Here is a 16,748-nt window from a genome sequence, read left to right on the forward strand (position 1 = left end):
CAAGGAGCAAGCCCATGTCTGCCGAGACAGAGGCCCTGAACGACCAGATCAAGCAGTCGGTGGCACTGCTGAGGAGGCATCTTTGACTGGGATGTCGCAATCGACCGCCTGGCGGAACTGAACAACCGGGCCGAAGATCCCGAACTGTGGAATGATTCCGAAACCGCCCAGAAGCTGATGCGCGAGCGCACGCTGCTGGCCAACCAGATCGAGGGCGTGCAGCGGCTTGAAGCCGATGTGAACGATACGCTCGAACTGGTCGAGCTTGCGGAGATGGAAGACGATTCGGCTGTCGTGGCCGAAGCGGTATCCAGCCTGCGCGCGCTGGCCGAGGAAGCCAAGCGGCGCGAGACGGAAAGCCTGCTTTCGGGCGAGGCGGACAGCAATGACTGCTATCTGGAAGTCAATGCGGGTGCCGGCGGGACGGAGGCGCAGGACTGGGCCGAAATGCTGCTGCGCATGTACACCCGCTGGGCCGAGCAGCATGGCTACAAGGTGACCATGATGGAAAGCTCGGAAGGGGAGCAGGCCGGCATCAAGTCCGCCACCATCCAGGTCAGCGGCCCCAATGCCTATGGCTGGCTCAAGACCGAGGCCGGCGTGCACCGTCTGGTCCGGATCTCGCCGTTTGATGCGGCGGCGCGGCGGCAGACTTCCTTCGCCTCCGTCTGGGTGTATCCGGTGGTCGATGATTCGATCGAGATCGAGATCAACGAGGCCGACCTGCGTGTCGATACGTTCCGCGCATCGGGTGCTGGCGGGCAGCACGTCAACAAGACGGAATCGGCCATCCGCATCACCCATGTTCCCACGGGAATCGTGGTGGCCTGCCAGACCGACCGTTCCCAGCACCGCAACCGCGCTACCGCCATGACCATGCTCAAGGCACGCATGTACGAGCAGGAACTGCAGAAGCGTGAGGCAGCCGCCGCCCAGACCGAGGCGAACAAGACCGATATCGGCTGGGGCCACCAGATCCGTTCCTACGTGCTCGCGCCCTACCAGCTGGTGAAGGACCTGCGCACCAACGTCGAGAAAACCAACCCGGACGCCATCCTTGATGGTGACATTGATGACTTCATGGCCGCGGCCCTGGCCGCGCGCGTGGGGGCCACCCGTTCGGAGGCAAGTGCGCAGGCGCAGTAAGCCCCGCGGTCCTGCCGCCATCAGACCCCGCGGGCCACCCGCGGGGTTTTTTTGGGCCATGCCGGATGAGACATTGTTCCAAAAAGGGAATTTTGTTGCGTATCTGTTGCATAACCGGCTTGACACGCACCCCCCGACCACCCCCAATTCATGATCTGGTAATTGGTTGCGGGTCTGCGCGGCAGCGGCGGGCCCGCACTGTGATGGGTGATAAGGGACGGTATGTGGTCTAACGAAGCGATGGGACAGGACTACGCCGCCCGGCAGCGCAGGCGGACACCGTACCTGCGCGTGACCGGGGTGATCGTGCTGGTTCACGTCGTTGTCCTGTCCGTGCTGGCCTACGGGCTGCGCCCCAAGGCCAGACCCATGTTTCCCGCCCCCTACCGGCCGCTGCCGCCCGTCACGCTCAGGATCATTCCCGAGCCACTTCCCCCCGTTCCGGCCGCGCCCGTCCTGCCGCGCCCGGTCATGCTCCAGCCGGAGGTGCCTGTCATTCCCGCACCCGTCATCGGGGCGGACCGGCGCGTCCACCAGCCGAAAATTGTTCCGAAAACGTTACAGGTGGATTGATTTTCAATGTCCGGACTGGTCAGATAGCAGCCATGAAGAGTGTGGCAGGCCAGAACCAAGGCTTTATTCGTCAGAGGATTTTAGGGAAATGACCCGACAGCATCGTAACTCAGTCATCGCGGCCGCGCTGCTTACCGCTCTGCCAGCCCTTGCGTACGCAACCCCCGCCGCCGCGGCCGAGGCCAATCCCTACGGGCTGGGTGCGCTGTGGTCGAATGGTGATTTCATCGCCCGTACCGTGCTGCTGATCATGGTCGTGATGTCCGTTGGCACATGGTACATCATGATCATCAAGTTCCTGGAGCAGGCCCGCATCTTCAAGGATGTGAAGGAAGTGAAGGCCAAGTTCTGGCCCGCTTCCGACATCCGCCAGGGTGCCAGCCAGCTCGATACCGCATCACCGTTCCGCTATATTGCCGATACCGGCATCAAGGCCGCCGAGCACCATGAAGGCACGATGCAGGAGACCATCGACCTGCCGTCATGGACCGCGCTGTCCCTGCAGCGCTCGGTAGACTTCGTGCAGAACCGCCTGCAGGGCGGGCTGGCCTTCCTCGGCACGGTGGGGTCCACCTCTCCGTTCGTGGGGCTGTTCGGCACGGTGTGGGGCATCTATCACGCCCTGACGGCCATCGGCATCGCGGGCCAGGCCTCGATCGACAAGGTTGCGGGCCCGGTCGGTGAATCGCTGATCATGACGGCCATCGGCCTGGGCACCGCCGTGCCGGCGGTGCTGGGCTACAACATGCTCGTCCGCCGCAACAAGGGTGCGCTGGATGAAGTCCGCAACTTTGCCGCGGATCTGCAGTCCATCCTGATTGGCGGCTACCGCCATGAAACACACGATACGCCAAAATAAGCCACGCGCATGCGTGTGATCTGAATCCCAGCTTCTGGTACGGCGGGTACGCATGCGCGGCCTGCCGTATCTTCGGTTCAGGGGTGGATTGAATGATGGGCCGCACGGGTCCATCCTGATGCCCTGGCCGATGATCATTCGGGCCATGACCCGTTCATGGAAGGACATCCAGTTGAAGAACATCACATCCAAATCGCTGTTCCGGTTGCGCGGGCGCCTGCTGGCAGGGGTCATGATGGTCCTGCCGGTGGCGGGCGTACTGCCCGTGCATGACGCTCACGCGGCGGACCAGCTGGGAGAGAAGGTCGGCACGGCGCTGCAGAAGGCCCAGACCGACCTTGCCGCCAAGAAATACCCGCAGGCCATGGCCGATGTGGATGCGGCGGATGCCGTGACGGGCAAGTCCGAGTACGAATCCTATACCATCGCGCAGATGCGTGCCGCCGTTGCCGCGCAGTCCGGCAACGTGCCTGCCGCGATCTCGGCCTATGACAAGCTGATCGCTTCCCCCCGCACGCCTGCCGCCACCAAAGAACAGATGGCCCTGGCCGAAGGCAGCATGGCGTTTACCGCCAAGGATTATCCCACGGCGATCACGGTTACGGAAAAATACATCAAGGCGGGTGGCAAGAACCCGCAGATGCTGACAATCCTGATCCAAGCCTACTACCTGCAGCATGACTATGCCAATGCGGCCCGCGTGCAGCAGGCGCAGGTGGACGACACGATCAAGGCGGGCGGCAAGCCGACCGAGAACCAGCTCCAGCTTCTGGCCGCCTGTCAGGCGCAGCTGAAGGACAACGCGGCGCTGACCAAGACCTATGTCCTGCTTGCCACCTATTATCCCAAGCCCGATTACTGGGCGCAGGTTGTCCATTCCGTGCTGAGCGCGCCCAACATGGCGCCGGGGCTGCGGCTGGATATCGACCGCGTGCGGCTGGAAGCGGGTCTGGTCAAGACCCCGGCCGAATACATGGACATTACCGAACTTGCCATGCAGGCGGGCCTGCCGCAGATGGCGCTGGACATCATCAACCAGGGCTACAGCACCGGCGTGCTGGGTCATGACGCCAGCGCCCCGCGTGAGGAAAAGCTGAAGGCGCTGGTGACCCAGAGCGCCGCCGACCGCAAGGCGGGGCTTGATACGGCGGCGGCACAGGCCACCACCGGCAACGCGATGCTGACGGCGGGCTACAACTACGTACTGTTCGGCCAGGCGGACAAGGGGCTTTCCCTCATGCAGCAGGGCATTGCCAAGGGACCGTCGGACGTGAACATCGCCCGCCTGCATCTGGGTCTGGCGCAGGCCGCGGCGGGCCAGAAGGCTGCCGCCATCGCCACGCTCAACAGCGTGGAAGGGACCAATGGCGCGCGTGACATTGCCCAGTTCTGGGTGCTGAAGCTCAACGCAGCCCCCGCCGCGCATTAAGCATCAGGCGCCACGCAGGGCCTGCATGGAACGGGGCGCCGGGTGATCCGGCGCCCCGTTGTGCGTTTCATGGCCGGGCGGGTCATGGTCCGGTGGGAAAGACATTTTATGACATGAACGATGGTCTTATCCCGCCCCGGTGCGTTGGATATGCTGACGGTCATCGCATGAATGGCATCATGCCTGTCCCGAACCCGAAACCATGGCCGAGAGTAATGACACAGATACCTGCCACTGATGATCTGCCCGCCCGTATCCTCGTGGTGGAAGATGACCCTGGCATGCGCACCCTGATCGTTCGCGCGCTGCAGGGGGATGGATACCGCGTGCGTGGCGTGCAGGATGGACCCGAGATGTGGGACGCGCTGCGGGCGCAGGGTGCCGACCTGATCATTCTTGATGTGATGCTGCCGGGAACCAACGGGCTTGATCTGTGCCGCGGGCTTCGGGCGCAGGGTGAACCCGCAGGACCGGGCGAGGCGGCGCTGACGGAAGTACCGGTCATCATCGTTTCCGCCCGTGGCGAGGAACTGGACCGCGTGCAGGGGCTTGAACTGGGGGCGGATGACTACGTGCCCAAGCCCTTTGGCCAGAAGGAACTGCTGGCGCGCGTGCGTGCCGTGCTGCGCCGCCGTGGTGGTGGGGTCACCATTCCCAGCGCCGGGCGGCAGCGCAGGGAGACCGTACGCTTCGCGGGGTGGATGCTGGACCTGCGGCGGCGCGAACTGACCGACCCTTCGGGTGTGGCGGTCGAGATATCGGGCGCGGAGCATGACCTGCTGACCAGCTTCCTTGACAATCCGCAGCGCGTTATCGGCCGTGACCGGCTGCTTGAACTCTCGCGCACCCGGCTGGGTGATGTGTCCGATCGCAGCGTGGATGTGCTGGTCAGCCGCCTGCGGCGCAAGCTGGGGCCGGATTCGGATGGCCTGATCCGTACCGTGCGCGGCATGGGCTACATCTTCACATCGGAAGTGGAGCGGATCTGAGCGCGCACATGACGGCGGGGCAGGGGGAGGCACAGCAGGGCCGCACGCCCATGCCCGTGCCGCGGCGTATCACGCTGTGGCCACGCGGGCTGGTGGGACGGGTCATGTTCGTGCTGCTTGTCGCGGTCGCCCTCGTTTTTGTCGGCAGTTCCGCTTTCTATGAGGAAGCCGAGACCTACACCATAGACGACGCCCAGCTGGAACAGGTGGGCGAGCGGCTGGTGATTGACGCACGCGTGCTGGCGGCCACGCCTACGTCGCAGCGCATGGTACTGGCCGCCATGCTGTCCACCGGGGACCTGACGGTGGACTGGCGCACCCAGTCGCAACAGGGGGTGATGAAGGTGCAGCCCCCCTCGCTGCGCAAGCTGCATGACCGCATGGCGGGTACGCTGCCCGTCCTGCAGGGGGATGCGCTGAACCTGTCGGGCACCATTGCGGGTACGACGGACGTGCGCGGCACGCTGCGCCTGCCCGATGGCAGCTACATGGGGTTCATGGCGCCGGATATCCTACAGCCCCATCACATGCGGCGCGGCATCGTTTCGGCTGCGATCCTGGCGGGGGCGGTGCTGCTGGCGGCGGGCATGCTGGTGCGGGCACTCAGCATGCCGCTGCGCGCGCTGGCCGATGTGGCCGATACCGTAGGCTCCGGCCGGTGGGTGCCGCTGGCGGACAAGGGCCCGCGTGAGGTGCGCTACCTTGCCCATGCCATCAACGAGATGCAGGACCGCATCAACCGCCTGATCACCGACCGTACCGAGGCCCTGGCCGCCGTATCGCACGACCTGCGCACCCCCCTTGCCCGCCTGCGGCTGCGCGCGGGCTTTCTGGATGATGCGAACGCCCAGAAGGAGATCGAGGCGGACGTTACGGAAATGGAGGCCATGATCACCGGCGTGCTGGCCTACCTGTCGGGGGAGAAGGATCCCGAGCCGGCACGTTCGGCCAATGTTGCCTCGATTCTGGCCACACGGGTGGATGACGATGCCGATCAGGGCCGCGACGTGACCTATGCCGGCCCCGATCAGGCACGGGCCGTGGTGCGTCCGCTTGCGCTCAAGCGCGTGCTGGGCAACCTGATTGACAATGCCGTGAACTATGGCGGCAATGCCCATGTCAGCCTGGCCGTGATGGCGGACAGCCTGCTGATCCGGGTGGAGGACAGTGGTCCCGGCCTGCCGGAAGCCGAGATCGGGCGTGTCACCACCCCATTCTACCGGGTGGAGGGTTCGCGCTCGCGCAGTACGGGCGGGCTTGGGCTCGGGCTTGCCATTGTCAGCCGCGAGGTCGCGCGTGATGGCGGGCGGTTCCGGCTGTACAACCGCCCGCAGGGCGGCCTGTGCGCCGAAATTGTCCTGCCCCGCAATGCCGTGATACGTCAGGCCGGCTAAAAGCGGGAATGCATGCCCCGCGTGGGGTTGGATTTGCGGCCGGGTCGATCATATAACAGGACCCGGGAAGTACTTTTGCCCCTCCCTGTCCCGTCATGTCTGGAAGACCGAGCAATGTTCATCGAAACGGAAGACACCCCCAATCCTGCCACGCTGAAATTCCTGCCGGGGCGCGAGATCATGGCCAACGGCGCCACGGCTGACTTCATAAGCCCCGATTCCGTGGCCGGACGCTCGCGCCTGGCCGAACTGCTGTTTGATCTGGATGGCGTGGCGCGGATCTTCTTCGGCGCGGACTTCGTGGCGGTGACGCGTGCCGACAGCATGGAATGGGACGACCTGCGCCCGCAGGTGCTGGCGGTGCTGGCCGACTATCTGGCAACCGGGCAGGCGGTCGTGGAAAGCGGCGGGCAGGTCGTGGAAGACCTGATTGCGCCGGGCGATGAGGAAATCGTGCAGCAGATCAAGGAACTGCTCGACACCCGTGTCCGCCCTGCCGTGGCGGGTGACGGGGGGGACATCGTGTTCCGTGGCTACCGTGATGGCGTGGTCAGGCTGACCATGCAGGGTGCGTGCTCGGGCTGCCCGTCCTCACGCGCGACGCTGAAGCACGGGGTGGAGAACATGCTGCGCCATTACGTGCCGGAAGTGGTATCGGTGGAACAGGTAGAGGCCTGATCGGCAGGCCTGCGCGTAAACTGGGAATGTTTCATGGCGCTTGACGACGCTGGGCTTGATCTTCTGTTCCGTACCGCACGCACCCCGGTCGCATGGAACGACCGGCCCGTGGGGCACGATACCCTGCGGCAGCTGTACGATCTGGTCCGTCTCGGGCCGACATCGGGCAACTGCTGCCCGGCCCGCTTCGTGTTCCTGACCACCGGGGACTGTCGCGAGCGCCTGCGCCCCGCCCTGTCGGCGGGTAACGTGCAGCCCGTCATGACCGCCCCGGTCACGGTTATCGTGGCGCATGATCCGCTGTTCTTTGACCGCATGGACAGACTCAACGACGTCCCGGGCATCCGGCAGTGGTTTGCCGCCGATGTGGGGCTGGCGGAGGAGACGGCCTTTCGCAACGGCACGTTGCAGGGGGGCTACCTGATCATGGCCGCGCGCGCGCTCGGGCTGTCGGTGCTGCCGCTGTCGGGGTTCGATGCGGCGATGGTGGAGGAGAGTTTCCTCTCCCGGCAGGGCTGGCAGGCCAATTTTCTGGTCAGCCTTGGCTATACCGACGGGCCGCTGCCCACGCCACGCGCGCCGCGCCTGGATTTTGATGACGCCTGCGTGGTTGTGTAGCCCATGCGGATGCTGGTGATGGATGGTGCCCCCGCCGGGGCGGATGCGCGTGCCGTGATCGCCTGCCTTGTGGTGCGCGATGGCGTGCCGTCCGTCCTGGCCACCCGCGTCGCCACGGGGCGGGGCGCGGCCGAGCAGTTTCCGCAGCTGGCCACAGAACTGTTTGCCCAATGCGGCTGGAACCACGCCATGCCGGAACTGGTGGGCGTGGTCGTGGGGCCGGGGTCCTTTACGGGACTGCGGGCGTCGGTGGCCTTCGCGCACGGGCTCGCGGCGGGCTGTGGCTGCGCGGTGGTGGGCGTCACGGTGGGTGAGGCCATGGCCCCCGCCCTGCATGCGGCGGGCATGGCGCCCCCCGCGCGGCTGCTATGCTGCACCATCGCCCGCCGCGGGCGTGTCTTCATCGAAACATCGGGACAGGATGGAGAAGGTCAGGGCGGGGATGCCCGCGTATCCGCCCACATGCTCGAGACACTGGATCTGCCTCCCGGGCCGCTGCTGCTGGCCGGTAATGGCGCGCAATGGGTGAAGGACAGCATGCCGGACCGTGATGACGTGCGGCTTTTCCCCCTTGTGCAGCCCGACCCGATGGGTATTGCCACCATTGCCCTGCGGCGCTGGCGCGGGGAACTGCCGCCGCGTCCGGCCCAGCCGCTTTATGTGGATGCGCCGGAGGCCCGGCTACCTGCCGCGGGCCTGCGTCCAGCCCCCGTCCCGCCCGCTTCATGACCGTATCACCGGTCGCAACGTCCGCCATGCGGGCGGCCATGCTGGCCCGCATCCATGCTACGGCCTTCGTGCCCGTCCATCGCTGGGATGCGGTGGCGATGCAGGCGCTGCTGGACATGCCGGGCATATTCATCGTGCTGGCGCAGGAAAAGGCGGCGGGAGAGGCCGGGCACGACGCAGCGGGGTTCATCATGGCCCGGACGACGCTGGATGAAGCCGAGATCCTGACCTTTGCCGTCAATCCCGCATGGCGGCGCCGCGGAATCGGGCGTGACCTGCTGGCGCGCTGCATGCGTGAAGCGGCGGATGCCGGGGCGACGACCCTGTTCCTGGAGGTGGCGCGCGACAATACGCCAGCCCTGGCGCTGTATCGCGCCGCCGGATTCGCGCAGGTTGGGATGCGGCGCGGATATTATCCGGACGGGATGGATGCCTGTGTCATGCAACGCCGGATTTGAGCACGACCAGCCGGTGCGTCATGCCATCTGTTTCTGTCTGTATTTCTTCCACGACATGACCCAGCAGCTTCAGGCTGCGTGAAACATTGTCCAGCGGGGTCGCGCCCCGCAGGCGGACAAGCAGTTTTTCTCCGGCTGGAAGTCTGTCAAGAGCCAACCGTGTACGCACGAAAGTCATGGGGCATACTTCATGGGTGATATCCAGTACCGTCATCTCAATATCAGACATATTACCATGGAACCTCTGTTGTTGCCGGTTGCGATCCGTCGGGAATTATTTATATAGGATACATCATTATTCCAGAGTGACAGGATCAGATTGATGGCTGATGCAACGGCAGAAGTGGAAGTGCGTGAACTGGCTGCCGAAATCGTTTCGGCATATGTATCGCGCAATGAACTTGATGCGGAAACGCTTCCCGATCTGATTCACCGGGTATACGAGGCCGTGGCGTCCCTCGGGCGGGCGGAGCCCGTGCCGGAAAAGCCGGTGCCCGCCGTGCCACTGAAGAAGTCGGTCTTTCCCGATTACATCATCTGTCTTGAGGACGGTAAGAAGCTGAAGATGCTCAAGCGTCACCTCAAGACCGCCTATAACATGACCCCCGATGAATATCGTGAACGCTGGGGGCTGCCGCATGACTACCCGATGGTGGCGCCGAGCTATGCCAGCCACCGTTCGTCGCTGGCCCGCAAGATCGGCCTGGGCACGAAGCGGGAGGATTGAACCATGCGGAGTGGGTGGCAGTGTGGACAGGTATCCGCGTGATCGGCTACGCCGTTAAGCATGGTTATGGACAAGAACGGATTACAGACGCGCATTGAGCGCATGTGCATCGAGCGTGGCCTGAAGATGACAGGCCAGCGCCGGGTCATCGCGCGCGTCCTGTCCGAAGCCCATGACCATCCGGACGTGGAGGAACTGTACCGCCGCGCCGCTGCGCTGGACGGGCGCATATCGGTTGCCACGGTGTACCGCACCGTACGCCTGCTGGAGGAAAACGGCATTCTGGAACGCCGTGACTTCGGCGGCAACCGCGCGCGCTACGAGGCGACGGAGGAAGGCGACCACTACCACCTGATCGATGTGGAAAGCGGGCAGGTGGTGGAGTTCACCCATGCCGCCCATGCGGAACTGCTCCGCAGGATTACGGCGGAGCTGGGGTTCGATCTGGTGTCCCACCGGCTGGAACTGTTTGCGCGCAAGCTGCCTGACGTGCCAGAAGAACAGACGGCACGGTTGGCGCAAACGGAGCGGAAAGGCAGATCACGGCCTTGAGTATCGAAAAGACCATACACTCCCTTTCTACCCTGGACCTTGAACGCAACGGTTTTCCTGAACTGCGGGGGGGCAACCTGGGTGTACGGATTGCCACGACGGAGGCGGAGCGCGATGCCGCGCAGGCGCTGCGCTACCGCGTGTTCTATGAGGAAATGGGAGCCCGCCCCGATTCCCGCACCGCCAGGCTGCGCCGTGACGTGGATGAATTTGATGAACATGCCGATCACCTTCTGGTGATCGACCATGCCATTTCCTCAGGCGCCAGGGGGGTGGTGGGCACGTACCGGCTGATGCAGGGCGATGCGGCCAGAAAGCTGGGCAAATTCTATACATCCAGTGAATATGACATCTCACCGCTGACCGAATTCCCCGGTCGGCTGCTTGAAGTCGGCCGTTCATGCGTGGACCGGGACTATCGCGGACGTGCCGCCATGCAGCTGCTGTGGCGGGGTATTGCCTCCTACATCTTCCTGCACCGGATCGATGTGCTGTTCGGCTGCGCCAGCCTGCCGGGCACCAACCCCGATGCCCTGTCCGATGAACTGACCTATCTCTATCACAACCACCTTGCCCCGCCCGCGCTGCGCGTGCGCGCGCTGCCCGAGCGGCGGGTGGAAATGCTGCGTTCCGACCCGCAGGTGCTTGACCATCGGCGCTCGCTTGCCCGCCTGCCCCCCCTGATAAAAGGGTACCTGCGGCTGGGCGGCTATGTGGGGGACGGTGCGGTGATAGATGAGCAGTTCAACACCACCGATGTCGCGGTGCTGGTCAAGAGCGAACTGCTGGCTGACAAATATTACCGCCATTACGAGCGTCGCCTGCGTGACGCGCTGGACTAGCGCCACCGTAACCCCCCGGTACCGGGGAGCGGACTGCTGCACTTCATGACATCCCTGCTGCGGAAATACGCCTGTCTCGCGCGCCTGCACGGGTGGCGCGCAGATTGTATCATGCTGCTGGCAGGCAGCCTGTACGCCCTTGGCTTTCCGCCGGTGCATGCGGTTGTCGTGCTGCCGGTCGCGTTCTGCCTGCTGGCGCTGGCCATCAACAACGCCACCGGCTGGCGGGAAGCGGCGCGGCGTGGCTTCATGTTCGCCATGGGGCTGTACAGTGTCGGGCTGTACTGGCTCATGTACGCCATTCTCCTCCGGGCGGATGATTTCTGGTGGCTGGTGCCTCTGGCTTCTCCCGGCTGCGCACTGATCCTGGCACCGCTCAGCGCCCTGGCGGCGGGGATGACCCGTCTGGTGCCGCGCGGGACGGGGCGGCTGATGGTGCTGGCGGCGCTGTGGACGCTGACGGACATGGCGCGGGTATATGTCTTCAGTGGTTTTCCATGGAACCCGCCGGGTAGCGTGTGGACATTTCCCGGCTTCGCGGGGGATGTCATGATCCAGCCCGCGGCGTGGATCGGGGTGGATGGCCTGACCTTGCTGACCTGTGTTCTCTCCCTTGCGCCCCTGTACGGCCGCACGGGCCGGCTGGCCTGTCTCGGGATTGGGCTGGTGTGGATTGCATCGGGCACGCTGCGCCTGACCTGCCTGCACGATACCTACCGCCATAACCCGGAGGTCGTGCTGGTGCAGGGCAATGTGCCGGAGAAGGAAAAGATGGCCGGGACGTCGGATGTCGCCATCTTCCGCCGCTATCTTGGGCTGACCCGCCAGGGTGTTGCGCAGGGTCTTGCGCAGGCCGGGGGCAGGCCGGTCGTGTTCGCCTGGCCTGAATCAGCCTTTCCCGGCCTGTTGATGGAAGATGACATCGCCCGTCCCATGATCATGCAGGCGGGAAAGGGGGCGATGGCGGGTGTCATCGGTACCGTGCGGTGGCTGGAGAATGATCACCACTGGCGCAACAGCATGGCCGCGCTTGTGCCGCCCGACGGGATGCCGGCCGCCGTATATGACAAGGCGCACCTGGTCCCCTTTGGCGAGTACCAGCCCGCGTTCCTGCCCTTTCATGTAGTGCCGGGGGAAGGCATGACCCCCGGCCCTGCCGTGCGGACATGGCACCTGCCCGATGTTGCGCCAGTGGGACCGCTGATCTGTTACGAAGTGATTTTTTCGGGGCAGGTGGTCGACCCGTATGACCGGCCGGCATGGCTTCTGAACAGCACGAATGATGCCTGGTACGGCAACAGCGCCGGGCCGCGCCAGCATCTGGCTGCCGTCCGCCTGCGCGCGGTGGAGGAAGGGCTGCCCGTCGCCCGTGCCGCCAATACCGGTATCTCGGCCGTTTTTGACGGGCGCGGGCATGAACTGGCCCGTCTGGGCTGGGGCCGGCAGGGTGTGCTGGTCCATTCCATGCCCGATGCATTGCCGCAAACGGCATTTGGCCGTTTCGGGCGCTGGATTCCGCTATTTCTGGCGTTGGCTGTTGGTCTGGCAGGGGGCTGGTCTGGTTGCGCGCGGGTTAAAGATTCCTGAAAACTACCTGTTTGCCCTTTGATGGACTTTTATTAATGCATTTGAAATGCATGAATATTTTCCTAATTTTTTATCTGCTCCCGCGAATGGATTTTTTTTACGCATACTGACCTTGCGGCGGGGGAGTTCGGTATGGAAATACGGCGTATATTGTCGCAGGGTTTGATGTAGAAAGATTTAACACCCGGCATGGGTGACCATCTATTTTCCGTTTCATCGGATCCCGAAAAATCAGATACGAAGGGTAAGGCCATTATTGTGACCGGGAAAATGCCAGCAACATCCAACCCAGTTGATGTGCATGTTGGTAACCGTATTCGTCTGCGGCGTACGCTGCTGGGCATGTCACAGGAGCGGCTGGGCAATGCGCTGGGTCTTACATTCCAGCAGGTGCAGAAATACGAGCGCGGCCGCAACCGCGTGGGGGCATCCCGGCTGTATGACCTGGCCTGCGTGCTGGATGTTCCCGTGGCCTTCTTCTTTATCGGGCTACCGGATCCGGTCGGCAGCATGGAACCCCCCGCCACGGGGGCGGAAGGCATGTCCGAACCCGTTGCCGCACTACCCGAGACCGTGGCGGAAAAAGGCGGGCAGCCGCCTGCCACGGCCACCGCACCGGATGACCTGACCATGCTCTCGCGCCGCGAGACCATTGAACTTGTGCGGGCCTATTACGGCATTGAGGACAGCGGCACGCGCCGCCGCGTGCTTGACCTCGTACGTTCCATGGGGGCGTGCTGAGCCGGCATTATTCCCGGCGCAGGATACTGTCGTTCATGAAGGCCGCGATTTTACCCGCGCGGAAATCGGCCCGCAGGCGGTTCTCGTCATATTCGGTGCGCACCCAGTCCATGAAGGGAATGCGCCCTTCCGCTTCCGCCTGATAGCGCAGGAAAAAGGCATCGAGCACGCCGGTTCGTGATGAATTGAAGTGACCGTTCTTCCATGAAAGCTGGCGCAGCGCCTGCCGCGCCGTCCCCCCTTCGAACAGGATGACAAGCCCCGCCGCCAGCCCCGTGCGGTCCGCACCCGATTTGCAGTGCATGAGCATGGGGAAGCGGATGTCACGGTATATCCGCTCGAACCGTTCGATCCGGTCGCGATGCGGGGCATTGCGGCTTTCGAATGCCATGTCGATATGGGTCAGGCCGATGGCATGGGCAGCTTCGCGTGACAGGGCATCGGACCCGCATCTGCGGTGCCCGCGCAGGTTGACCAGCGTTTTCAGCCCGTAGCGCCGCGTGGCCAGCCGCAGCCGCCACGGCGTGGGGTGATTGCAGCGATAGACCCGGCCGGGAATGACCACGCGGAAGTTGGTCCATGTCTGCCGCAGGATCGCATGATCCACGAACAGGCTGTCGATCCAGGCACGGCTGCGGCCGGCGGGGGTGGACAGGTTTCCCTCAAACAACCGGCCATGTCCTTTCAGTCGGGTGAATATGAAAAAAGCGCCGGATTTTTCACATCCGGCGCCTTTCACGTCAATCAGGAATGTATCAGGCAGGCCGTATCATGCCTTGCGTTCAAGCTGCAGTTCCTTGATCCGCCCGATCGCCTTGGCGGGGTTCAGGCCCTTGGGGCAGGTCTGGGTGCAGTTCATGATCGTGCGGCAGGCATAGAGCTTGAGCGGATCTTCCAGTGCATCCAGCCGGTCGCCCGTATGTTCGTCACGGCTGTCGGCAATCCAGCGATAGGCCGCCAGCAGCGTTGCCGGGCCAAGGTAGCGGTCGCCATTCCACCAGTAGGACGGGCAGGAGGTGGAACAGCAGAAGCACAGGATGCACTCCCACATGCCATCCAGTTCGGCACGTTCCTCGATGCTCTGGCGGCGCTCGGAATCCGGCGGTGGCAGCGTGTCGGATTTCAGCCATGGCTCGATCGAGCGCAACTGGGCATAGGCCCCGTCCAGATCCGGCACCAGATCCTTGATCACCGGCATGTGCGGCAGCGGGTAGATCGCGATGTCCCCCTCGATGTCCCGGATGGGCTTGAGGCAGGCCAGCGTGTTCTCGCCCGCGATGTTCATCGCGCACGACCCGCAGATCCCCTCGCGGCAGGAGCGCCGGAACGTCAGAGTGGAGTCGACATCGTTCTTGATGTGGATAAGCGCGTCGAGCACCATCGGCCCGATCTTGTCCAGATCAATCTCGTAGGTATCGACCACGGGGTTCTTGTCGTCATCCGGGCTCCAGCGATAGATCCGGAAGTTCTTGACATTGCTGGCACCGGGCGCGGCCGTGAAAATGCGGCCTTTGCCCACCGTGCTGTTCTTTGGCAGTCTGAATTCGACCATCGTCTCGTTCCTTTTCCGCCGTTACGTCAGTAGACGCGCTTCTTGGGGGGGAAGACCTGCACATCGTCGGTCAGCGTTTTCATGTGCACGGGGCGGTAGCTAAGCGTGACATCACCCGCATCGGTCATGTGGGCGACGGTGTGCTTCATCCAGTTCTTGTCGTCACGGTCGGGGTAGTCGTCATGTGCCTGGGCACCCCGGCTTTCATGGCGGGCATCGGCGCCTGCCATGGTGACGGTGGCATTGGCCAGCAGGTTCTCGAACTCGAGCGCTTCCATAAGGTCGCTGTTCCAGATCAGCGAGCGGTCATTGATCGAGATGTCCGGGATTTCGGACCAGATTTCCCTGATCTTCTCGACACCCTGCGCCAGGCTTTCGGTGTTGCGGAACACGGCGGCATGCTTCTGCATGGTGCGCTGCAGCTTGCTGCGCATGTCGGCCACATGTGTCTTGCCCTTGGCGTAGCGCAGGCGGTCGAAGCGTGCGATCGCGGCGTCGCCAGCACCCGGGGGCAGCGGCCGGATCGTCTCCTCGCTCTTGATGGTGGCGGCGGCGCGCTGGGCGGCGGCACGGCCAAACACCACAAGGTCGAGCAGCGAGTTGGTGCCCAGGCGGTTCGCGCCATGAACGGACACGCAGGCTGCCTCACCCACCGCCATCAGGCCGGGCACCACCGCATCGACGTCATCGGTCGTGGGGCGGATGACCTCGCCATGGTAGTTGGTGGGAATGCCACCCATGTTGTAATGCACGGTCGGCAGCACCGGCACCGGTTCCTTGGTTACGTCGATACCTGCGAAGATGCGCGCCGTTTCCGAAATGCCGGGCAGACGTTCGTGCAGGATTTCGGGACCAAGATGCTCGAGGTGGAGCATGATGTAGTTCTTCTCCGGACCACAGCCGCGACCTTCGTTGATCTCGATGGTCATGGCGCGCGAGACCACGTCACGCGATGCCAGGTCCTTGGCCGTGGGGGCATAGCGTTCCATGAAGCGCTCGCCCTTGGAGTTGGTCAGGTAACCACCCTCGCCACGGCAGCCTTCCGTCAGCAGGCAGCCGGCGGGGAAGATGCCGGTGGGGTGGAACTGCACGAACTCCATGTCCTGCATGGGCAGTCCGGCACGGATCGCCATGCCGCCGCCATCACCCGTGCAGGTATGGGCGGAGGTGCATGAATGGTAGGCGCGGCCATAGCCGCCGGTGGCCAGCACGACCTTCTGCGCGCGGAAGCGGTGCAGCGTGCCATCTTCCAGGCACCATGCCATGACGCCACGGCATGCGCCCTCATCATCCATGATCAGGTCGATGGCGAAGTATTCGACAAAGAATTCGACGTTATGCTTGAGGCACTGCTGGTAAAGCGTGTGCAGGATCGCATGGCCCGTACGGTCGGCGGCGGCGCAGGCGCGGGGCACGGGGGCCTCGCCATAATTGCGCATGTGGCCACCAAAGGGGCGCTGGTAGATCTTGCCATCTTCCGTGCGGGAGAAGGGCACACCCATGTGCTCCAGTTCCTGCACGGCGGGTACGGCCTCGCGGCACATGTATTCGATGGCGTCCTGGTCACCCAGCCAGTCCGATCCCTTGACGGTATCGTACATGTGCCACCGCCAGTTGTCCTCGGCCATGTTGCCAAGGGAGGCACCAATGCCGCCCTGGGCGGCAACGGTATGGCTGCGGGTGGGGAAGACCTTGGTCACGCAGGCGGTCTTGAGGCCGGCAGCCCCCATGCCCAGCGTGGCCCGCAGGCCAGAGCCGCCGGCGCCGACGACAACCACGTCATATGCGTGGTCGACAATCCTGTAGGAGCCGGTGAGTGGTGAAGTGGTCGCGTTCATTGCTTGGACGTGTCCCGATGCTCGTTCGGACAGCCG

General features: G+C 64.0%; 19 protein-coding genes. 15 read left to right on the forward strand and 4 right to left on the reverse strand.

All coding sequences use genetic code 11. The features are described 5' to 3' along the window. Window positions 1–14 precede the first annotated feature (14 nt). From prfB to rimI, 10 genes are all read left to right on the forward strand, one after another. A protein-coding gene (gene prfB / locus LDL32_RS12745; protein WP_233067479.1) for a peptide chain release factor 2 occupies window positions 15–1,146 on the forward strand; the annotation gives its coding sequence in 2 pieces (ribosomal slippage) (window positions 15–83 and window positions 85–1,146; 1,131 coding nt in all). Window positions 1,147–1,368: 222 nt separating this feature from the next. Continuing rightward, on the forward strand, window positions 1,369–1,719 hold the full coding sequence (locus tag LDL32_RS12750; RefSeq protein ID WP_233067481.1) for a hypothetical protein: 351 nt from the start codon (window positions 1,369–1,371) through the stop codon (window positions 1,717–1,719). Between the two features lie 88 nt (window positions 1,720–1,807). After that, complete coding sequence (locus LDL32_RS12755; protein WP_233067483.1) at window positions 1,808–2,578, forward strand: MotA/TolQ/ExbB proton channel family protein; 771 nt, start codon at window positions 1,808–1,810, stop codon at window positions 2,576–2,578. 118 nt (window positions 2,579–2,696) lie between these two features. Continuing rightward, on the forward strand, window positions 2,697–4,007 hold the full coding sequence (locus LDL32_RS12760) for a lipopolysaccharide assembly protein LapB (RefSeq protein ID WP_233067485.1): 1,311 nt from the start codon (window positions 2,697–2,699) through the stop codon (window positions 4,005–4,007). A 215-nt stretch (window positions 4,008–4,222) separates the two neighbouring features. Continuing rightward, window positions 4,223–4,996, forward strand: coding sequence for a response regulator transcription factor (locus tag LDL32_RS12765; RefSeq protein ID WP_233067487.1), 774 nt, complete (start codon window positions 4,223–4,225; stop codon window positions 4,994–4,996). Between the two features lie 50 nt (window positions 4,997–5,046). After that, the gene (locus tag LDL32_RS12770; RefSeq protein ID WP_233068893.1) at window positions 5,047–6,390 is read left to right on the forward strand and encodes an ATP-binding protein; all 1,344 of its coding nucleotides are present in this window, start codon (window positions 5,047–5,049) and stop codon (window positions 6,388–6,390) included. Between the two features lie 114 nt (window positions 6,391–6,504). After that, complete coding sequence (locus tag LDL32_RS12775; protein ID WP_233067490.1) at window positions 6,505–7,068, forward strand: NifU family protein; 564 nt, start codon at window positions 6,505–6,507, stop codon at window positions 7,066–7,068. Window positions 7,069–7,101: 33 nt separating this feature from the next. Next, entirely contained in the window at window positions 7,102–7,686 is a 585-nt protein-coding gene (locus tag LDL32_RS12780) for a malonic semialdehyde reductase (protein ID WP_233067492.1), read from the forward strand. A gap of 3 nt (window positions 7,687–7,689) precedes the next feature. Further along, complete coding sequence (gene tsaB / locus LDL32_RS12785; RefSeq protein ID WP_233067493.1) at window positions 7,690–8,415, forward strand: tRNA (adenosine(37)-N6)-threonylcarbamoyltransferase complex dimerization subunit type 1 TsaB; 726 nt, start codon at window positions 7,690–7,692, stop codon at window positions 8,413–8,415. Continuing rightward, window positions 8,412–8,873, forward strand: coding sequence for a ribosomal protein S18-alanine N-acetyltransferase (gene rimI / locus LDL32_RS12790; protein WP_233067495.1), 462 nt, complete (start codon window positions 8,412–8,414; stop codon window positions 8,871–8,873). Before tsaB ends, rimI begins: the two co-directional genes overlap by 4 nt. Here rimI and LDL32_RS12795 read toward each other — a convergent pair. Next, complete coding sequence (locus tag LDL32_RS12795) at window positions 8,854–9,102, reverse strand: sulfurtransferase TusA family protein (RefSeq protein WP_233067497.1); 249 nt, start codon at window positions 9,100–9,102, stop codon at window positions 8,854–8,856. The two genes, rimI and LDL32_RS12795, sit on opposite strands and share 20 nt — an antisense overlap. Before the next feature lie 93 nt (window positions 9,103–9,195). On the opposite strand from LDL32_RS12795, the gene LDL32_RS12800 reads away from it, so the two are divergent. From LDL32_RS12800 to LDL32_RS12820, 5 genes are all read left to right on the forward strand, one after another. After that, on the forward strand, window positions 9,196–9,600 hold the full coding sequence (locus tag LDL32_RS12800) for a MucR family transcriptional regulator (protein ID WP_233067499.1): 405 nt from the start codon (window positions 9,196–9,198) through the stop codon (window positions 9,598–9,600). 60 nt (window positions 9,601–9,660) lie between these two features. Further along, window positions 9,661–10,152 (forward strand): Fur family transcriptional regulator, encoded by a 492-nt coding sequence (locus LDL32_RS12805; protein ID WP_233067501.1) that lies wholly within the window; start codon window positions 9,661–9,663, stop codon window positions 10,150–10,152. Then, window positions 10,149–10,994, forward strand: a complete 846-nt coding sequence (locus tag LDL32_RS12810) for a GNAT family N-acetyltransferase (protein ID WP_233067503.1) — start codon at window positions 10,149–10,151, stop codon at window positions 10,992–10,994. Before LDL32_RS12805 ends, LDL32_RS12810 begins: the two co-directional genes overlap by 4 nt. Window positions 10,995–11,039: 45 nt before the next feature. Further along, a complete protein-coding gene (gene lnt, locus LDL32_RS12815) occupies window positions 11,040–12,581 on the forward strand; it encodes an apolipoprotein N-acyltransferase (RefSeq protein WP_233067505.1) in 1,542 nt (513 codons plus the stop codon). A 270-nt stretch (window positions 12,582–12,851) separates the two neighbouring features. Beyond that, complete coding sequence (locus LDL32_RS12820; protein WP_233067508.1) at window positions 12,852–13,322, forward strand: helix-turn-helix domain-containing protein; 471 nt, start codon at window positions 12,852–12,854, stop codon at window positions 13,320–13,322. A 7-nt stretch (window positions 13,323–13,329) separates the two neighbouring features. On the opposite strand, the gene LDL32_RS12825 is transcribed toward LDL32_RS12820, so the two are convergent. The 3 genes from LDL32_RS12825 to sdhA form a co-directional block, all read right to left on the reverse strand. Next, the gene (locus LDL32_RS12825; RefSeq protein ID WP_233067509.1) at window positions 13,330–13,992 is read right to left on the reverse strand and encodes a tyrosine-protein phosphatase; all 663 of its coding nucleotides are present in this window, start codon (window positions 13,990–13,992) and stop codon (window positions 13,330–13,332) included. Between the two features lie 99 nt (window positions 13,993–14,091). Then, on the reverse strand, window positions 14,092–14,874 hold the full coding sequence (locus LDL32_RS12830; RefSeq protein WP_233067512.1) for a succinate dehydrogenase iron-sulfur subunit: 783 nt from the start codon (window positions 14,872–14,874) through the stop codon (window positions 14,092–14,094). A 26-nt stretch (window positions 14,875–14,900) separates the two neighbouring features. Continuing rightward, on the reverse strand, window positions 14,901–16,712 hold the full coding sequence (sdhA, locus tag LDL32_RS12835) for a succinate dehydrogenase flavoprotein subunit (protein WP_233067514.1): 1,812 nt from the start codon (window positions 16,710–16,712) through the stop codon (window positions 14,901–14,903). Window positions 16,713–16,748: the final 36 nt, after the last annotated feature.

The organism is Komagataeibacter sp. FNDCF1, assembly GCF_021295335.1.
Taxonomy (GTDB): domain Bacteria; phylum Pseudomonadota; class Alphaproteobacteria; order Acetobacterales; family Acetobacteraceae; genus Komagataeibacter.